The 16,107-nt window shown below is 71.3% G+C and carries 13 protein-coding genes and 1 tRNA gene; 9 read left to right on the top strand and 5 right to left on the bottom strand.

What is annotated here, in order from left to right; genetic code table 11:
• The first annotated feature begins 102 nt into the window (after positions 1-102).
• The 3 genes from EDF64_RS14475 to EDF64_RS14485 all read left to right on the top strand — a co-directional run bounded on the left by EDF64_RS14475 (position 103) and on the right by EDF64_RS14485 (position 2,945).
• Positions 103-798 carry a metal-dependent transcriptional regulator gene (locus tag EDF64_RS14475; RefSeq protein ID WP_133520682.1) on the top strand — a complete coding sequence of 232 codons (696 nt, stop codon included), beginning with the start codon at positions 103-105 and terminating at the stop codon, positions 796-798.
• A gap of 320 nt (positions 799-1,118) precedes the next feature.
• Positions 1,119-2,051 carry a C40 family peptidase gene (locus EDF64_RS18610; protein WP_133520683.1) on the top strand — a complete coding sequence of 311 codons (933 nt, stop codon included), beginning with the start codon at positions 1,119-1,121 and terminating at the stop codon, positions 2,049-2,051.
• Positions 2,052-2,450: 399 nt separating this feature from the next.
• Positions 2,451-2,945 carry an HNH endonuclease gene (locus EDF64_RS14485; RefSeq protein WP_071292221.1) on the top strand — a complete coding sequence of 165 codons (495 nt, stop codon included), beginning with the start codon at positions 2,451-2,453 and terminating at the stop codon, positions 2,943-2,945.
• An 87-nt stretch (positions 2,946-3,032) separates the two neighbouring features.
• Here EDF64_RS14485 and EDF64_RS14490 read toward each other — a convergent pair whose 3' ends face one another.
• Together EDF64_RS14490 and EDF64_RS14495 are read right to left on the bottom strand one after the other, a co-directional pair.
• Positions 3,033-3,893 carry a CPBP family intramembrane glutamic endopeptidase gene (locus EDF64_RS14490; RefSeq protein ID WP_133520684.1) on the bottom strand — a complete coding sequence of 287 codons (861 nt, stop codon included), beginning with the start codon at positions 3,891-3,893 and terminating at the stop codon, positions 3,033-3,035.
• A gap of 112 nt (positions 3,894-4,005) precedes the next feature.
• On the bottom strand, positions 4,006-4,875 hold the full coding sequence (locus EDF64_RS14495) for a PrsW family glutamic-type intramembrane protease (protein WP_133520685.1): 870 nt from the start codon (positions 4,873-4,875) through the stop codon (positions 4,006-4,008).
• Positions 4,876-4,980: 105 nt separating this feature from the next.
• On the opposite strand from EDF64_RS14495, the gene EDF64_RS14500 reads away from it, so the two are divergent.
• The 3 genes from EDF64_RS14500 (at position 4,981) to argG (ending at position 7,745) form a co-directional block, all read left to right on the top strand.
• Complete coding sequence (locus tag EDF64_RS14500) at positions 4,981-6,084, top strand: epoxide hydrolase family protein (RefSeq protein WP_133520686.1); 1,104 nt, start codon at positions 4,981-4,983, stop codon at positions 6,082-6,084.
• Between the two features lie 13 nt (positions 6,085-6,097).
• Positions 6,098-6,169: transfer RNA gene (locus tag EDF64_RS14505), tRNA-Arg, on the top strand.
• A gap of 133 nt (positions 6,170-6,302) precedes the next feature.
• A complete protein-coding gene (gene argG / locus EDF64_RS14510) occupies positions 6,303-7,745 on the top strand; it encodes an argininosuccinate synthase (protein ID WP_133520687.1) in 1,443 nt (480 codons plus the stop codon).
• Between the two features lie 464 nt (positions 7,746-8,209).
• On the opposite strand, the gene EDF64_RS14515 is transcribed toward argG, so the two are convergent.
• From EDF64_RS14515 to EDF64_RS14525, 3 genes are all read right to left on the bottom strand, one after another.
• Positions 8,210-9,352 carry an AI-2E family transporter gene (locus tag EDF64_RS14515; protein ID WP_133520688.1) on the bottom strand — a complete coding sequence of 381 codons (1,143 nt, stop codon included), beginning with the start codon at positions 9,350-9,352 and terminating at the stop codon, positions 8,210-8,212.
• 663 nt (positions 9,353-10,015) lie between these two features.
• Entirely contained in the window at positions 10,016-11,479 is a 1,464-nt protein-coding gene (locus EDF64_RS14520; RefSeq protein WP_133520689.1) for an MATE family efflux transporter, read from the bottom strand.
• Positions 11,480-11,670: 191 nt separating this feature from the next.
• Positions 11,671-12,150: a MarR family winged helix-turn-helix transcriptional regulator gene (locus EDF64_RS14525; RefSeq protein WP_243736404.1), complete on the bottom strand. Its 480-nt coding sequence runs from the start codon at positions 12,148-12,150 to the stop codon at positions 11,671-11,673.
• 424 nt (positions 12,151-12,574) lie between these two features.
• Between EDF64_RS14525 and EDF64_RS14530 the strand changes: the two genes are divergently transcribed.
• The 3 genes from EDF64_RS14530 to nadE all read left to right on the top strand — a co-directional run bounded on the left by EDF64_RS14530 (position 12,575) and on the right by nadE (position 15,882).
• Complete coding sequence (locus EDF64_RS14530; RefSeq protein WP_133520690.1) at positions 12,575-14,656, top strand: choice-of-anchor G family protein; 2,082 nt, start codon at positions 12,575-12,577, stop codon at positions 14,654-14,656.
• A 179-nt stretch (positions 14,657-14,835) separates the two neighbouring features.
• Complete coding sequence (locus EDF64_RS14535) at positions 14,836-15,015, top strand: hypothetical protein (protein WP_133520691.1); 180 nt, start codon at positions 14,836-14,838, stop codon at positions 15,013-15,015.
• A gap of 39 nt (positions 15,016-15,054) precedes the next feature.
• On the top strand, positions 15,055-15,882 hold the full coding sequence (nadE, locus tag EDF64_RS14540; RefSeq protein WP_133520692.1) for an ammonia-dependent NAD(+) synthetase: 828 nt from the start codon (positions 15,055-15,057) through the stop codon (positions 15,880-15,882).
• Positions 15,883-16,107: the final 225 nt, after the last annotated feature.

Consider the following 16,107-nt stretch of genomic DNA (forward strand, 5'->3'; position numbering starts at 1 on the left):
GCGTCGGACGGGAGTTTCTTGCACCACGCAAGTGTTGGTCAGTCCTGGACGCCTCGAACAAGTAGGGTGGGGCGCGCTGGGCCCAGACATGAGAGGCGGACCGTGACCGATCTCGTCGACACAACGGAGATGTACCTCCGCACCATCCTCGACCTCGAGGAGGAGGCGATCGTTCCGCTGCGCGCTCGCATCTCGGAGCGCCTCGGGCACTCTGGCCCCACGGTCTCGCAGACCATCGCCCGCATGGAGCGCGACGGACTCGTCGTCGTCTCCGGCGACCGGCACCTCGAACTCACGGAAGAGGGCCGCTCCCGCGCGACCCACGTGATGCGCAAGCACCGCCTGGCGGAGCGGCTGCTCTCCGACGTCATCGGACTCGACTGGGCGTTCGTCCACGACGAGGCCTGCCGCTGGGAGCACGTCATGAGCGAGCAGGTCGAGGTCCGCCTGCTCGAGATGCTCGGCAACCCGACCGAGTCGCCGTACGGCAACCCGATCCCCGGCCTGGCCGAGATCGGCGGCCCCGCAGCCGCCGGGTTCCTCGACGGCGTGCAGAACATCGTCGCCGCGACCGAGGGCACCGACGCCGTCGCGACCGGGGTCATCCGCCGCCTGGGCGAGCCCGTCCAGTTCGAGCCGGAGCTCCTGCACCAGCTGCGGTCGGCCGGTGTCATGCCGGGTCGCCTGGCGAGCGTGCAGCGGGCCGGTGCCTACGTGGCCGTCCGCGTCGACGGCGAGGACTCGGGGATCGAGCTGCCGAGCGAGGTCGCGCAGCACGTCTACATCGAGCGCTCGTAGCGGTTCCGGCCGCAACGCCCCCGCAACTGGGGGAACGGTTCGTTCTGCCCGCTGATCAGGGCTTCTTGACCGAACCGTTACAAAGCGGCGTTTTCATCTCGACAAGGTAACGGTCGGCACGTACACTCGACGAGTCCGCCGGCCACCCACGAGGCCCAGGACCCGTGACAGGACGTCTCGAACCCGTCTCCTGTCTCGATCGGAAACGATGACGAACGGATGGGGTTGCGCGGCCGCGGTCACCCACGCGGACGTGATGACGAGACGCCGGAGACACCCCTTTGACGCAGACCGGTTCCGCCGCGGACGCACAGACGCCCGTGAACCCGACGAATACCGCGAACGCCACCGATGCCCCGCTCTCGCGCCGCGCAGCCCGGCAGGGCGAGACCGACGCGACCCGCACCCGGACGGCGCGCGTGACGCCCGTCCGTGACGCACCGCTCCCCGGTGGTCGTCGTGCCGCGCAGGCCGCTCGCACCGCCGCCGCCACGAAGGCGAGCTCGTCGGCCCGCAAGCGTCGCTTCCTCGCACCGGTCGTCCTGACCGTGGCCGCGGGCATGTTCGGCACCGTCGCGGTCGCCCCGGCCTTCGCCGCCACGCAGCAGTCGAGCACCACCGACGCCGCGAACGCCCAGCGTGCGATCCGCACCACCGAGGCGCAGAACTTCTCCGTGTCCGACGCGGTCGCCCTCGCCGGCACCAGCCGCGACGGCTACGGCGCCACCGCGCAGTCGACGCTCGACGCCGAGGCCGCGCAGAAGGCCGCAGCGGCAGCCGCCAAGCAGGCCGCGTCCCAGGCCGCCGCCACGCAGGCAGCGCGTGCCCAGACCGCGTCGCAGTACGCGGCCTACACCGGCCCGACCGCGTCCGACTACGTCGCGTCCTCGACCGCCGCGAACACGCCGTTCTCGCTGCCGGCCGTGGTCGCCACCGCCAAGCAGTACATCGGCACCCCGTACGTCTTCGGCGGCGCGGACCCGTCGGGCTTCGACTGCTCGGGCTACGTCATGTTCGTCTACGCGCAGTACGGCATCAACCTCGCGCACTCCGTGCCGCTGCAGGACCAGGCCGGCACCACGATCCCCGAGTCCGAGGCGCAGCCGGGTGACGTCGTCATCTTCAACAACGAGGCGCATGACGGCTTCTACATGGGCAACGGCATGATCATGGACGCCCCGAAGCCCGGCGGCTCCGTGTCGATCCGCCCGATCTGGACCAGCGACTACCACATCGTCCGCTTCGGCATCTGACCCGGCCGAGCGCTGCCCGGCGCACCAGCTGCCCGCCGCCGGGCACGACCGCGGTGCGTCGATCCCGTGAACATCGCCGAAACCGGCCCGCACACCCTCGTGCCGGGCCGGTTTCTGACGTACCCTGACGCTGCACCGGTCCGATCCGGTCCGCCCAGGGAGACCTCATGTCATCGTTCCGCACGACCCGCACCATGGGTCGGCGCGCGCACGTCGACATATGGTCGACCACCGCCTGCGTGCACGAGCACACCCCCGCATGACGCGAGCACTGCCCTTCCGGGTGGTGCTCTTCGTGGTTCCGGGGTCGTGGACGCGAGCGACGGTCACCTGAGCGGCGCCCCGGCCCGACGCACCCGCACCGCCTGGAAGCCGTCCAGGCACGTCGGAAGGGAACCCATGCGCACTCTCGTCCTCAACGCCGGTTACGAGCCCCTCGCGGTGATCTCGTTCCGTCGGGCCCTCGTGCTCGTCATGAACCAGAAGGCCGCCATCGTCGCCGCGGACCTCGAACACCCGGTCACGGGCTCGACGTCCTCCTACGACCGTCCGTCCGTCATCATCCTGACCCGGTACGTGCGGATTCCGCACTCCCGGCTCGTGCCGGTCTCCCGGCGCGGGGTCCTGCGCCGGGACGCCAACCGGTGCGCGTACTGCGACCGGCACGCGACCACGATCGACCACGTCCAGCCGCGTTCCCGGGGTGGTGAGGACTCGTGGGAGAACCTCGTCGCCTGCTGCCTCGCCTGCAACAACACCAAGGGCGATCGCACCCCGCAGGAGATGGGCTGGCGACTGCGCTTCCGCCCGAAGGCGCCGCACGGGTCGTCGTGGGTGGTGCGCGGCATCGAGCGTCCGCAGTCCGAGTGGGACGAGTACCTGGTGGCCGCGTAGCGGCCCGTCGCGGTTGTCGCGGTCGTCGCGGCTGTCGCCGTGACGGACTGGAGGCGCGTGGCGGGCTCGCCACGCGCCTCCAGTCCGTCAGCTGGTCCGGTCCAGGGCGCGCGCCCGGCGGCCCGGCAGGAGGAAGATCGCGACGATCCCGAACACGATGTAGACGAAGTTGAAGAGCGACGCGAAGGTGACGAGGGCGTGTGAGCCACCCGTGACCACCGCGTGCGCGTCGTTGAGGCCGCCGACCGCCATCAGGGTCGTCGGGTCGGTGAGCGCGTGCAGGAGCATCGGTGCGATCAACCAGCGGCTGACGCGGAGCGCGAGGAACATCATCGCGCCGAAGCCCATCGCGTAGCCGACGGTCGCGAAGACGAGCAGCGGGTTGCCGCCGCCGAGCAGGTTCTGCAGGTGGATCAGTCCGAAGACGAGCGACGACAGGACGAAGACCGCTCGCTCGCTGTACCCGTGACGTTCCAGCAGTTCGACGGCGAAGCCGCGGGTGAGGAGTTCCTCGGCGAACCCGACGCAGAGGCCGAAGAACAGGATCGCGAGCACCAGCGTCGGCGTGAAGCGGGACCAGTCGGTTCCGAAGACCTTGAGGACCGGCGGCACGATCGTGATGACGACGGCGATCCACATCCACCGCGGCGCCCGGTCGGCACGGCGGTGGAACAGCCGCGGCACCCAGCCGAGCGTCGCCGCGAACGCCAGGAGCAGCAGCCCCATCAGGCCGATCGGCAGGATCGACCCGAGGAGCACGCTCGTCGTGTCGCCGTACGGGTCGTCCAGGTCGATGTACGGCCGGATGACGAGGCCGAGGAGCTGGCCGAGGCCCAGGTACACGGCCAGGTACAGGGCTGCGAGGAGGACCGCGCGCCACCAGCCGCCCCGTTGCCAGAACCGCTGCCAAGCGTTCGCGTGCGTCTGGTCCGTCGTCTGGTCCGTCATCTGATCCCCTGGTGGCTCGGTCGCTGGTTCGGTCGGTTCGTCGTGCGGTGTCTCGGTCGGTTCGTCGGGCGCTGGCTCGGTCGGTTCGTCGTGCGGTGTCCCGGTCGTGGTCTCACCGCGCGTCGCTCCGGTCCCGCTGCAGCCGGAGCACCTGCGGTCGGAACCAGAACACGAAGACGGCGACCGCGTACACGGCTTCGAGCACGATGCTCGCCGGCACGCTCCAGTCGCGGATGGGTCCGTCGATCACCGCGTCGTTGAGGCCGTGGATCGCGGCGGCGCCGAGGTACGCGAGCAGGCCGACACCGACCGCCCTGCCCGCCGTCAGCGTCTTCGCAGCGAGCCAGATGATCACCGCGGCCCCCACGGTCATCAGCGGGTGCGAGACCTCGGCGATGATGCGGACGACGACGTCCATCATCATGACGAACGGTGCGTCGGACGGCGCCGGGCCACCGTCGAGGATCGGGTCCAGCGAGGTGATGATGTAGCTGACCCCCTCGAGGAACCCCAGCCAGGCTGCGGCGACGAGCACGAGCCAGGCGCCGAGCCGCGGCGAACGGTACGTGCGGGAGGACAGCAGCAGGATGACCGGCACCAGGAGCTTCAGGAACTCCTCGACCAGGCCGGGCCAGATCGCGCCGCCCGGCAGCATCGTGGCCGGGCCGTTCAGGGCGCCGGCAAGCAGCATCGCGATGGTTCCCCAGGCGAGGCCGATCCACAGCGCCTGCACGCGGTGGGGGTGCCCGGTCAGCGAGACCTTCTGCCGGAAGTACCACGCGATCGCGACCAGCGGCACGCCGATGCCGATGATCGCGGCGAGGACCACCACCACGAGCGAGTACGGCGGCAGGCCGTCCCCGACCGTGGCCTCGCGGCCGCCGGAGAGCATCAGGCTGCCACCCCAGTACCCGAGGAGAGCACCGACGACAGCGCCCCCGAGGCCGACGATGAGCGGTGCGGTCCCCCGGGGTCGCGACATGATGCTGAAACTATCAGCAGGCTGAGGATGCCGGGGGCCTTGGCCGTGTCCGTGCCCGTGCTTCCACGGCGTGCGTTCGTCGGGGGTGCGTCGTAGCGTCGGGCCATGGCAGACACCCCGTTCATCGACGACGAGACGATCGCCGACCTGCGCGCACGCCTCCGTGCCAGCCGGTGGCCCGACGCACCGTCCGGGGTCGGGTGGTCGCTCGGGGTCGACGTCGACGAGCTCCGGCCCCTCGTCGAGTACTGGGCGGACGGCTTCGACTTCGACGCGCACCGTGCCGCGCTGGCGGCGCTGCCCTCGCGCCGGGTGGTCGTCGACGGCATCCGCGTCCACGTGCTGCACGCCCGCGCCGGTACCCCGCACGCCCTGCCGCTCCTGCTCGCCCACGGCTGGCCGGACTCCGGGTGGCGGTACCGGAAGGTGCTGCCGATGCTCGTCGAGGCCGGGTTCGACGTCATCGTGCCGGACATGCCCGGCTACGGGTTCTCCGAGGCGCCGCCGCAGCCGATCGACGCCCGCCGGGTCGCCGGGATGTGGGCGACGCTGATGACCGAGATCGGGTACGACCGGTTCGCGGTGTCCGGCGGGGACATCGGCACGCACGTCGTCCGGTACCTCGCGCTCGACCACCCGGACCGGGTCGTGGCCGTGCACCGCATCGACGGCGGTCTCGCGTGGCCGGGGCTCGATCCGTCGACGCTGACCGCGGCCGAGCAGGCGTTCGTCGCCGAGACCGATCGGTGGCGGACGGCCGAGGGCGCCTACGCGATGCTGCACCGGACGAAACCGCAGACCGTCGCGGTCGCGCTGAACGACTCCCCGGCCGGGCTCGCGGCGTGGATCGTCGAGAAGCTCCGGTCGTGGAGCGACTGCGACGGGGACCTCTGGTCGGTGTACACGCGGGACGAGGTGCTCGCGCTCCTCACCGAGTACTGGGCGACCGAGACGATCGGGTCGTCGATGCGGATGTACCACGCGAACGCCGCGGTGCCGGCGGAGCAGATGGCACGCCGGGTCGAGGTGCCGTCGGGGTTCTCGATCTTCCCGGGGGACCTGGTGCGGGCGCCGAGGGAGTGGTTCGAGCGGACCACGAACCTCGTGTACCACCACGAACTCGAGCGCGGTGGGCACTTCGCGGCGTTCGAGCAGCCGGAGGTGTTCGTCGACGAGCTCCGCACCTTCCTGGAGCCGTTCCGCCGGTAGAGTGGTCGGGCCAGCCTCTGTAGCTCAATGGAAGAGCAGTTCCGTCCTAAGGAAACGGTTGGGGGTTCGAGTCCCTCCAGGGGCACTTCGCAGGTCGAAGGGGTTCGAGTCCCTGCAGCACCCTCCAGGGGCACTTCTGCGACATCGGGTCGCCTCGGTTCTCCACAACCGTCGCGCTGGACGGTAGGACGCCCCGGACTCCCCGTACGATTGACCCCGTGTCCAAGGTCCTGAGCAGTCTCCCCGTCGGCGAACGAGTCGGCATCGCGTTCTCAGGGGGTCTCGACACCTCCTGCGCCGTTGCCTGGATGCGCGAGAAGGGAGCGATCCCCTGCACGTACACGGCCGACATCGGCCAGTACGACGAGCCGGACATCGACGCCGTCCCGAGCCGCGCCCACGAGTACGGCGCCGAGATCGCCCGCCTGGTCGACGCCAAGAGCGCCCTGGTGGAAGAGGGCCTCGTCGCCCTGCAGACCGGCGCGTTCCACATCCGCTCCGGCGGCAAGACCTACTTCAACACGACGCCCCTCGGCCGCGCGGTGACGGGCACGATGCTCGTCCGCGCCATGAAAGAGGACGGCGTCGACATCTGGGGCGACGGGTCCACCTACAAGGGCAACGACATCGAGCGGTTCTACCGCTACGGCCTGATGGCGAACCCGCGCCTGCGCGTCTACAAGCCGTGGCTCGACTCCGAGTTCGTCGAGGAGCTCGGCGGCCGCAAGGAGATGAGCGAGTGGCTCGTCGCACGCGGCTTCCCGTACCGCGACTCCACCGAGAAGGCGTACTCGACGGACGCGAACATCTGGGGTGCCACGCACGAGGCCAAGAGCCTCGAGGAGCTCTCGAGCGGCCTGGACATCGTCGAGCCGATCATGGGCGTCGCCGCCTGGCGTGACGACGTCGACGTCGCGACCGAGGTCGTCTCCGTCCGCTTCGAGGCCGGTCGCCCGGTCGCGATCAACGGCGTCGAGTACGCCGACGCGGTCGCGCTCGTGTACGAGGCGAACGCCATCGGCGGTCGCCACGGGCTCGGTGCGTCCGACCAGATCGAGAACCGCATCATCGAGGCGAAGAGCCGCGGCATCTACGAGGCCCCGGGCATGGCACTGCTGCACATCGCGTACGAGCGCCTCCTCAACGCGATCCACAACGAGGACACCGTCGCGTCGTACCACAACGAGGGTCGCCGTCTCGGCCGCCTCATGTACGAGGGGCGCTGGCTCGACCCGCAGTCCCTCATGCTCCGCGAGTCGCTGCAGCGCTGGGTCGCCTCGGCGGTCACCGGCGAGGTCACGCTGCGTCTGCGTCGCGGCGACGACTACACGATCCTCGACACCACGGGTCCGGCGCTGTCGTACCACCCGGACAAGCTGTCGATGGAGCGCGTCGGCGATGCGGCCTTCGGCCCGGACGACCGGATCGGCCAGCTCACGATGCGGAACCTCGACATCGCGGACTCCCGTGCGCGTCTCGAGCAGTACGCCGCCGCCGGGCTGATCGGCGGCGCGACAGGTGACCTGGTTGGCCGGCTCGAGGCGGGCGAGTCCGAGGAGATCCTCGGCGGCGCCGTCGTCACGTCGGATGCCGACGACGCGCTCGGCCGTGCGACGGACGCCGCGTCCGAGGGCGCGGCCTTCGACTCCGGCACGGACTGACCGCTGCGCACTCGAAGGGGGTCTCCGCGTCGTGCGGAGGCCCCCTTCGTCGTGCTGCGCCGGCGTCGAGCGACACATCCGTTGTCGTACGACGTCGGCGTTGTCGCTCCGGGGCGTGTGCAACTGGAGGCGCGTGCAACGGTTGCGTCCGCGCGCAAGCGACACATCCGTTGTCGTACGACGTCGACGTCGTCGCTTGGGGGCGCGTGCAACGGTTGCGTCCGCGCGCAAGTGACACATCCGCTGTCGTACGACGTCGACGTTGTCGCTTGGGGGCGCGTGCAACGGTTGCGTCCGCGCGCAAGTGACACATCCGTTGTCGTACGACATCGACGTTGTCGCGTCAGAGCGCAGGCGACGGGCGCGACCGACCGCGACCGCCCGCGCCCGCCCGCCCGCAGACGGACGGGAGGCGCGGTGCCAGCCGGCACCGCGCCCCCCGTCGAGAGTCCGGACGTCCCGCGTCAGCGCGCCTCGGCGGTCTCCACGCGCTTCTGCCGCCACGCACGAGCGGGCTTGTCCGGCCCGTCCCACACCTGGATCGCGCCCCACGCGGCGGCGAGCAGCGGCACCGAGATGATCGCCCCGGTGATACCGGCGAGCACGGTACCGGCGGTCAGGCCGATCAGGATGACGAGCCCGTGCAGCTTGAGCGTCTTGCCCATCAGGACCGGCTGGAGCAGGTTGCCCTCGAGCTGGTTGACGAGCACGACGATGCCGACCACGATCAGCGCCTGCACGGGGCCGAGCGCGACGAGGGCGACGAGGGCCGCGAGGATGCCGGCTGCGGTCGCACCGACGATCGGGATGAACGCCGTGATGAACACGACGACGGCGAGGGGGAGCGCGAGCGGGACGCCGACGATCGCGATGCCGACGCCGATGCCGATGGCGTCGACGGCTGCGACGGTCGCCGTGCCGCGGACGTAGCCGCCGAGGGTCTGCACGACCCGGTCACCGACGCGACGGGCCCGCTGGTAGCGCTCGCCCGTGAAGGGGCGGAGCAGGAACTCCCAGATGCGCGGGCCGTCCTTGAGGAAGAAGAACAGGACGACGATCATCAGCACGAGGCCGGTGAGGAAGTTCGCCGTGGCCGAGGCCCCGGCGAGGGCTCCGGAGCCGAACTGCGAGCTGGTGACGAAGTCCTGGATGCCCTTCACGGCCTCGTCGATCTGCGACTGGTCGATCGAGATCGGGAGCGTCGACGCGAAGTCCTGCAGCTGGTCGAAGCCGCGGAGCGCCGACTTCTGCAGGTCCGGCCACTGCGAGACCACGGCCACGACGATGAGCCAGCCGACCAGGCCGAGCACGATGAGCACGCCGACGAGGACCGCGAGCGTCGCCAGGACGGAGGGGACCCGGTGGCGGCGGAGCCACGAGACGACGGGGTGCATGGCCGACGCGATGATGAGCGCGAGGAGCACGGGGATCGTGACGACGCTCAGGGTCGCTGCGGCGTAGACGATGCCGATCGCGATGACGAGCACGATGATGAGCTGCAGGCACCGGGTCGCGATGCCGCCGAACGAGTCCGACCACTGCTTCGAGACCTCGGACCGGGTGGCGGGGGCGGACGGTGTGCTGGGGGTGTTGCCGAACAGGGGCATCTGGCTCCTCGGGGTGCGGGTGTGCCCGCCCACCGTACCGGGGACGTCGCCCCGAGGGCCGGGCCGGTCGGAACCCGCATCGGCGGTGCCATCGCGCTCCGGCCCGAGCTGCAGGGAAGTGCTCGAGGGCCGGAGCGTCGATGCTCGCAGCGGGTCCCGGCGAGGGTGCGCCGGTCGGGTGTGACTCGCTGACGATGATCACTCTAGGCGGTCCGCACAAATGTGGACAGACAGATCGGTCTCCCCAGTTCGGGGGACTTGTGCTGGCCCGGTGCGATGCGGTTTGCGGAGACTTCTCGTTCCCGATCGGGAACGCCGTTACGGTGAGGGGACCAGGCCGGAAGTCAGGTCTCGTGGTCTTGATGCTCCTCGCGGTCTGCGAGGTCTGGCGCGGCGGGACGGCCTGGTCGAATCCGGAGTGCGCATCACTCCGACGAAGGGCTGGTCGCCATGACCGCCGTCACCGTTCCGTGCACCGCTGCCACCGTTCTGTTCGTGAGTTCCACCCGTTCCCCGGCCGCCCCGGTCGCCGGCTCGCTGCTGGAACTCGTCCTCTCGTAGGACCACCCCGCCCGTCGCGCACCAGCGCACCCACTGACGGACTGGAGGCGCGGTGCCAGCCGGCACCGCGCCTCCAGTCCGTCCGGACGCAGGTCCAGGGCGTCAGACGGCTGCCGCTTCCAGCGTTGCGTCCGCACGCTCGGGCGACCCCTCGGCGAGACCGCGCGCGATCCGGCCGCGTGACGCGACCCACAGGACGAGTGCCGCCGCGAAGACGAGCACCTCGGTGACCGTCAGCGCCCAGATGATCCCGGCGAGCCCGAACCACAGGTTGCCGACGATGACGATCGGGATGAAGAGCACGCCCTGCGCCATCGAGAGCATCATCGCGGGCAGCACCATCCCGGTCGCCTGGAACAGCGAGGTGAGCAGTCCGGTGAAGCCGTTGACGATGGCCGCGACGAGCTGCGCGGTGAGGATCGTCAGGCCGATGGCGAGCACCGAGTGGTCACCGGAGAAGATCGTGAAGACCTGCTCGCGGAAGACGAACACCGTGCCCGAGAACACCAGGACGATCGTGCCGACGGTGAACGCCGCTCCGCGGAGGGCTGCCCGGAGTCGTGCGGCGTCGCCCTTGCCGAACGCGTAGGCGAGGAGCGGCAGGACGCCGATCGTGACGCCCATCACGAGGAACTCCGGCACCTGGGCGATGCGGACGGCGACGCCCATCGCGGCGAGCGGGTCGTCCCCGTAGGCGGCGGCGAGGTTGTTGAGGACGAGCGTCGTGACGATGAGGAACGCGGACTGCAGGAGCTCGCTCGACCCGATGCCGAAGACGCCGGCCAGGATGTCGCGGCGCAGCGTGAACCACTTCGGCGCGAAGCTCACGTTCTCGCTGTGCCGCTGCAGCCACACGATCCAGTACCCGATCGCGACGAGGTTCCCGAGGCCGATGGCGAGGGCGGCACCGGCGACGCCCCAGTGCAGGACGAGGATGAACAGTACGTCGAACACCAGGTTGCCGATCGTCGACAGGATGAGCCCGACCATCGCCTGCCGCGCGGCGCCCTCGGAGCGGACGATCTGCTCGAGCGCGAACGACGCGGCGAGCACCGGCACGAACGCGAGCATCACGGCCACGTAGGCGCTCGTCGCCGGCACCGCGGCGGCGTCCGCTCCGAGCACGGCGACGAGGGGCTGCAGGAAGACCAGGCCGACGACGGCGAGGACGGCCCCGGTGACCACCGCTCCCCAGAGGGCGAACGAGGCGACGCGCTTGATGTCCTGCGCCTTGGCCGGGTCGTGCTCCGAGGCGCCGAGCATGCGGGACATGAGCGCGCTGCCGCCCACGCCGAACACGCCGCCGACCGCCATGATGAGGCCGAGGAGCGGGGTGCCGAAGGTGATCGCGGCGAGCAGGGAGGTGTCGTGCTGGGCGCCGATGAACCCCGCGTTGATGACGTTGTAGACGGCGCTGACGACCATCGCGGCGGCCATCGGCACGCAGAGGTGCACGAGCGCGCGTCCGATGGGGGCGGCGGAGAGGTACCAGCGGTTCTTCGCCGCTGCGGAGCCGGGCGTGGTGCCGGGCGTGGGCTCGGTGGTGGACGGTGTCGTGGTGCTCATGGCTGCCTCCTTCAGGGCAGGGCTCCGCCGGCCCTTCCGGGCAGGACGGAGCGCACGGCCGCGGGTGCGGTCGCGTGGGTGGGCCTCCGGCGGTGGCCTGGAGGCGTGGGGTGCGCTGGGTGCGCGGGTGCGGCGCGCGGGGCGCGCTGGTCGTGTCGCCGCGGGCGGTGCGCGGGTGCGGCGCGGGGGCGCTAGCGGGTGGGCTCCGGCAGGTCGGCCGTCACCTTCTGCAGGAGCGCCTGCAGCGTGGTCCGTTCGTCCTCGCTCAACGGGGCGAGCAGGACGTCGTCGAGGGCGATCATCGCGTCCTCGAACCCGGCGATGAGGGCGATCCCCTCGTCGGTGGCGTACACGCGCTTCGTCCGGGCGTTCTCGGCGTCGGCGCGTCGTTCGACGAGGCCGCGGCGCTCGAGTCCCTGCAGGAGGCTCGAGACGCTGGCCGCACTCGTCCGGGTGATGTCGGCGATGTCCCGCTGGATCGCCCCGGGCGTGCGCTGCAGGTACCCGAGCACGAAGGACTGCTCCTGGGTGAGGTCGCGTTCCCGCACCCACTCCTCGGCGGCCTTGCGCTGCGCCCACCCGATCCAGCGCATCTGCTGGAGGGGGGAGTCCATGCGGGGTGCCTGCTGCGGCTGGGGCTGCTGCGACGTCCGGGGGTCCTGCTTCGTCATGCTCAGAACACTAACCGTTCGATATCTAACTGTCAACGATCGAACTGTCGTGCGCGTCCAACGCGCGTACCTCCCGAACGGGGGTATCGCCAGCACCCCCGAGGCCCCTTGTAGATTGCACAGGAACGCGGTCTCACCAACCGCTCATCCTCAGCTCGACGACGTCGCCGGGCTCACCCGAGGGGATCAGGAATGGCACGAGGACGAACCACGCGCGCACGTTCGATGCGCCCGTTCGTGGAGACCACGGCCCGCCGACCCCTCCTCGCCGGAGGTGGTCACGCCGGATAGCCGCGCCCGCGCGCAGCACGACGCGCACACGTGACTCCGGGGTCGCCTCACCAGTGACCTCGTCGGATCCCACGGCCAACCACCGGGGGATGGATCAGCGGCGGAGCACCCCTCCGCCGGAGGAAGAGGCACCATGCCACGCACAGCAACACGCATCGCGCTCCGCGCGGGCGCCACGGCCACCGTCGCGGCGGTCATCATCGGGGGAGCAGCCCTCCCCGCACACGCCGCCGCCTCCGACGCGACCCAGGCCGAGGGCCGGCTCATCGCGGGGAGCGGCACGATCGACCTCGACGACGTCGCGGCGCTCGCCGGGTCGTTCGGGGCCACCGCACCGGGCGGACCGGCCGACGGCGGGTCCGACCCGCTCGACCTCACGGTGCTCAACAGCATCGGGATCAACGTCCCCGGCGGGATCCAGCTGCTCGGGCAGAACGGCCTCGTGAACGTCGGGGTCGCCGGGCAGGTCGCCGCCACCGACACCACCTCGGCGGTCGCCGCCTCGGGTGCGGTCGGCGCGGACGGCGCGATCCAGGTCGGCCCGGGGACCCCCGGTACCGGCGCCACCGTGAACCTCACGCCGCTCCTGGGCGACCTCGACGTCGACGGGGTCGTCAGCGAACTCTCCGTCGGGCTCGGCGCGCTGTCGGCCCGGGCCGAGGCGGACCGCACCTTCGACGGCGCGGACGTCACCACCGACTACCAGGTCGCCGGAGCGCAGGTCCGCCTGGTCAGCCCGGCGGTGCAGCAGCTCGTGACGAGCTTGGACACGACGCTCGGCACGACGGACACGACCGTCAACACGGCACTCGGGGAGGACGGCCTGACGACCGACCTGACCGCCTCGCTGCTGGGCCCGGTGACCGACGCCGTCAACACCCTCGGGCTCGGCGTGCTCACCCTCGACGACACCACGGCGCAGCTCACCGCGGACGTCGACCTGCAGGGAGCGCTCGCCACCGTCACGCAGCAGCCGCTGACGGACGGTCCGGTCACGCTCGACCTGTCCACCGGTGTCGTCTCGATCGACCTCGGGCAGCTCTACACGCTGAACGACCTGCCGGCGAACACCACGCTCCTCGCGAGCGACACCGTGAACGCGCAGATCACCGGCGCGATCTCGGACATCCTCACCGAGCAGCTGCCGGCGCTCCTCACGAGCACCATCACGAACGCGCTCGACGCGGCCGCGGTGCAGCTCGTCGTGGACACGGGCGTCGACCTGGCCGGGCTCGACGTCGCGGGTCTCACCCTCACCGTCGACACCACCGTCGGTGACCTGCTCGGCACCGGGGACGGTGCCACCCTCACGGTGGCCGGCGACGGGATCCTCGGCCCGGTGCTCGGGACGCTCGACCCGCTGCTCCAGCCGCTGCTCGGCTCCACCGTCGTGCCGGCGCTCACCGGGATCGTCGGCGACGTGCTCGGCGGTGACTTCGTCGCGGACACCGTGGCGACGCTCCTCACCGCGGTGACCGGTACGGTCACGGCGCTCGACCCGCTGCTCGACATCGTGAACGAGCTCGTGTCGATCACGATCAACTCGCAGACCGCACCGGCCTTCACCGAGCCGACCGCCGACGACACCGGAGCCACCACGGTCCGGGCGGTCCGTCTGCAGCTCCTGCCCGCGGCGGATCTCGCGACGGTCGACCTCGCCACCGCGACCGTCCAGGCGGACCCGTTCGCCGGGATCGCGATCACGTCGCCTGAAGACGGCACGGACTACGCGGTCGAGGGCGACGACGACACCACCGACGTGCCGGTCACCGGCACGGCGGAGCCCGGCGCGGACGTCGACGTCACGCTCGACGGTGACGCGGACGGCGTCCAGTCGACCGTCGCCGACGAGGACGGCACCTGGACGGTGACGTTCCCCGACGTCGCGGTCGGCGACCACGAGGCCGAGGCCGTCGAGACCATCGGCACCCTGGTCAGCGACCCGGACTCGGTCACCTTCGCGGTCGCCGCGGCGCCGGTCGACCCGACGGACCCGACGGACCCCGGAACCCCGGGGACCCCGGGTGACGGCGGTGCCGGCGGCGTCGGCGGAGCCGGTGGTGCCGGAGCCGGTGGTGCCGGGAGCGGCGCGGGTGCCGGCACGGGATCCCTCGCCTTCACCGGTGCCGAGGTCCTGCCGCTGATGCTCCTCGCCGGACTGCTCCTCGCAGCCGGCGGCGGCACCCTGGTCGCGCGTCGCATGCGCCGCGTCTGACCAGACGGACGGCCCCGACGGGCGTCGGTGGGGACCGGCGCCCGTCTCCCCGGGTCGCGGCGCGTTCGGGTCGCCGCGGCCCCGGCCGGTGCGGTGGTGGTTCGGGCCACCGCCGCACCGGCATCCGCCTTTCCCCCGTTCCCTGCCCGTTCGCCCGTTCGCCCGTTCGCTCTCGAGCCGTGAGGACCACCGTGCACGACCACGACACGCACCCCCTCGACCGCCACGTCGGACCGCCGCACGTCGAGCGGTTCCGGCTGACCCGCTCCGCCGAGACCATCGGCGTCGTCTGCACGTGTGCGATCGGTGCCGACCACGACAACACGGTCCGGCCGATCGGCACCGAACCCGTCCACTGAACCCGTGCGCGCCGGCGGTCGCAGCGGGATACTGAGGTGGTGCGTGAACTCCAAGCCGCCATCGCAGCGGACCTCAACGTCCAGCCGACCATCGACCCCGAGCAGGAGGTCGCCCGTCGGGTCGGGTTCCTCCGCGACTACCTGCTGACCACCGGCGCCGCGGGCTACCTGCTCGCGATCAGCGGCGGCCAGGACTCCACGCTCGCCGGCCGGTTGACCCAGCTCGCGGTGGAGTCCCTCCGCGCCGAGGGCCACGCCGCCGAGTTCACCACCGTCCGCATGCCGTACCGGGTGCAGGCGGACGAGGACGACGCGCAGCTCGCCCTGCAGTTCATCGCCGCTGACCCCGGCATCACGATCAACATCGAGCACGGCGTCGACGGGGTCGTGCAGGACACGGCCGCGTCGGGCGTCCCGCTGAGCGACTTCGTGAAGGGCAACGTCAAGGCGCGGATGCGCATGGTCGCCCAGTACGCCGTGGCGGGGCAGCGCGGGCTGCTCGTCGTCGGCACGGACCACGCGGCCGAGGCCGTCACCGGCTTCTTCACCAAGTACGGCGACGGCGGGGTCGACCTCACGCCGCTCACCGGTCTGACGAAGAGCCAGGGGCGGCAGCTGCTCGAGCACCTCGGCGCGCCGGCACGTCTGTACGAGAAGGCCCCCACGGCGGACCTGCTCGACGAGACGCCGGGCCAGACCGACGAGGCGAACCTCGGGCTCCGCTACGCCGAGATCGACGCGTACCTGCAGGGGCACGACGTGCCCGTCGAGGTCGCCGAGGCGATCGAGACGCGCTACCGCGCGACGGAGCACAAGCGCCAGGTCCCGGCGACGCCCTTCGACGACTGGTGGCGTGCCGGCGCGTAGGCGCCCACGCGACACCGTCCTGGAGGCGCGGTGCGGGTCCGACCCGCACCGCGCCTCCCGTCTACTCGGCTTCCGGAACGTTCCGTTGGCAGGAAATCCTGTCAACATCGGCCCGTTCTGACCGGAAGTCCTGTCGCTCTACCGTCCTCGCTGTCGTCGTCGCACGGACGGCTCGTAGGATGAGAGCCAACGGAACAACAGATGCGGAATCCAGGCTGCGGCCTG

Origin of the sequence: Curtobacterium flaccumfaciens (assembly GCF_004361695.1) — a bacterium.
In the GTDB taxonomy this organism is placed as follows: domain Bacteria; phylum Actinomycetota; class Actinomycetes; order Actinomycetales; family Microbacteriaceae; genus Curtobacterium; species Curtobacterium flaccumfaciens_B.

Coding starts and splice junctions, on each gene's coding strand:
- EDF64_RS14485 (WP_071292221.1), top strand. CDS start 2,451: ATGCGCACTCTCGTCCTCAACGCCGGTTACGAGCCCCTCGCGGTGATC.
- EDF64_RS14490 (WP_133520684.1), bottom strand. CDS start 3,893: ATGACGGACCAGACGACGGACCAGACGCACGCGAACGCTTGGCAGCGG.
- EDF64_RS14495 (WP_133520685.1), bottom strand. CDS start 4,875: ATGTCGCGACCCCGGGGGACCGCACCGCTCATCGTCGGCCTCGGGGGC.
- EDF64_RS14500 (WP_133520686.1), top strand. CDS start 4,981: ATGGCAGACACCCCGTTCATCGACGACGAGACGATCGCCGACCTGCGC.
- EDF64_RS14515 (WP_133520688.1), bottom strand. CDS start 9,352: ATGCCCCTGTTCGGCAACACCCCCAGCACACCGTCCGCCCCCGCCACC.
- EDF64_RS14520 (WP_133520689.1), bottom strand. CDS start 11,479: ATGAGCACCACGACACCGTCCACCACCGAGCCCACGCCCGGCACCACG.
- EDF64_RS14525 (WP_243736404.1), bottom strand. CDS start 12,150: ATGACGAAGCAGGACCCCCGGACGTCGCAGCAGCCCCAGCCGCAGCAG.
- EDF64_RS14530 (WP_133520690.1), top strand. CDS start 12,575: ATGCCACGCACAGCAACACGCATCGCGCTCCGCGCGGGCGCCACGGCC.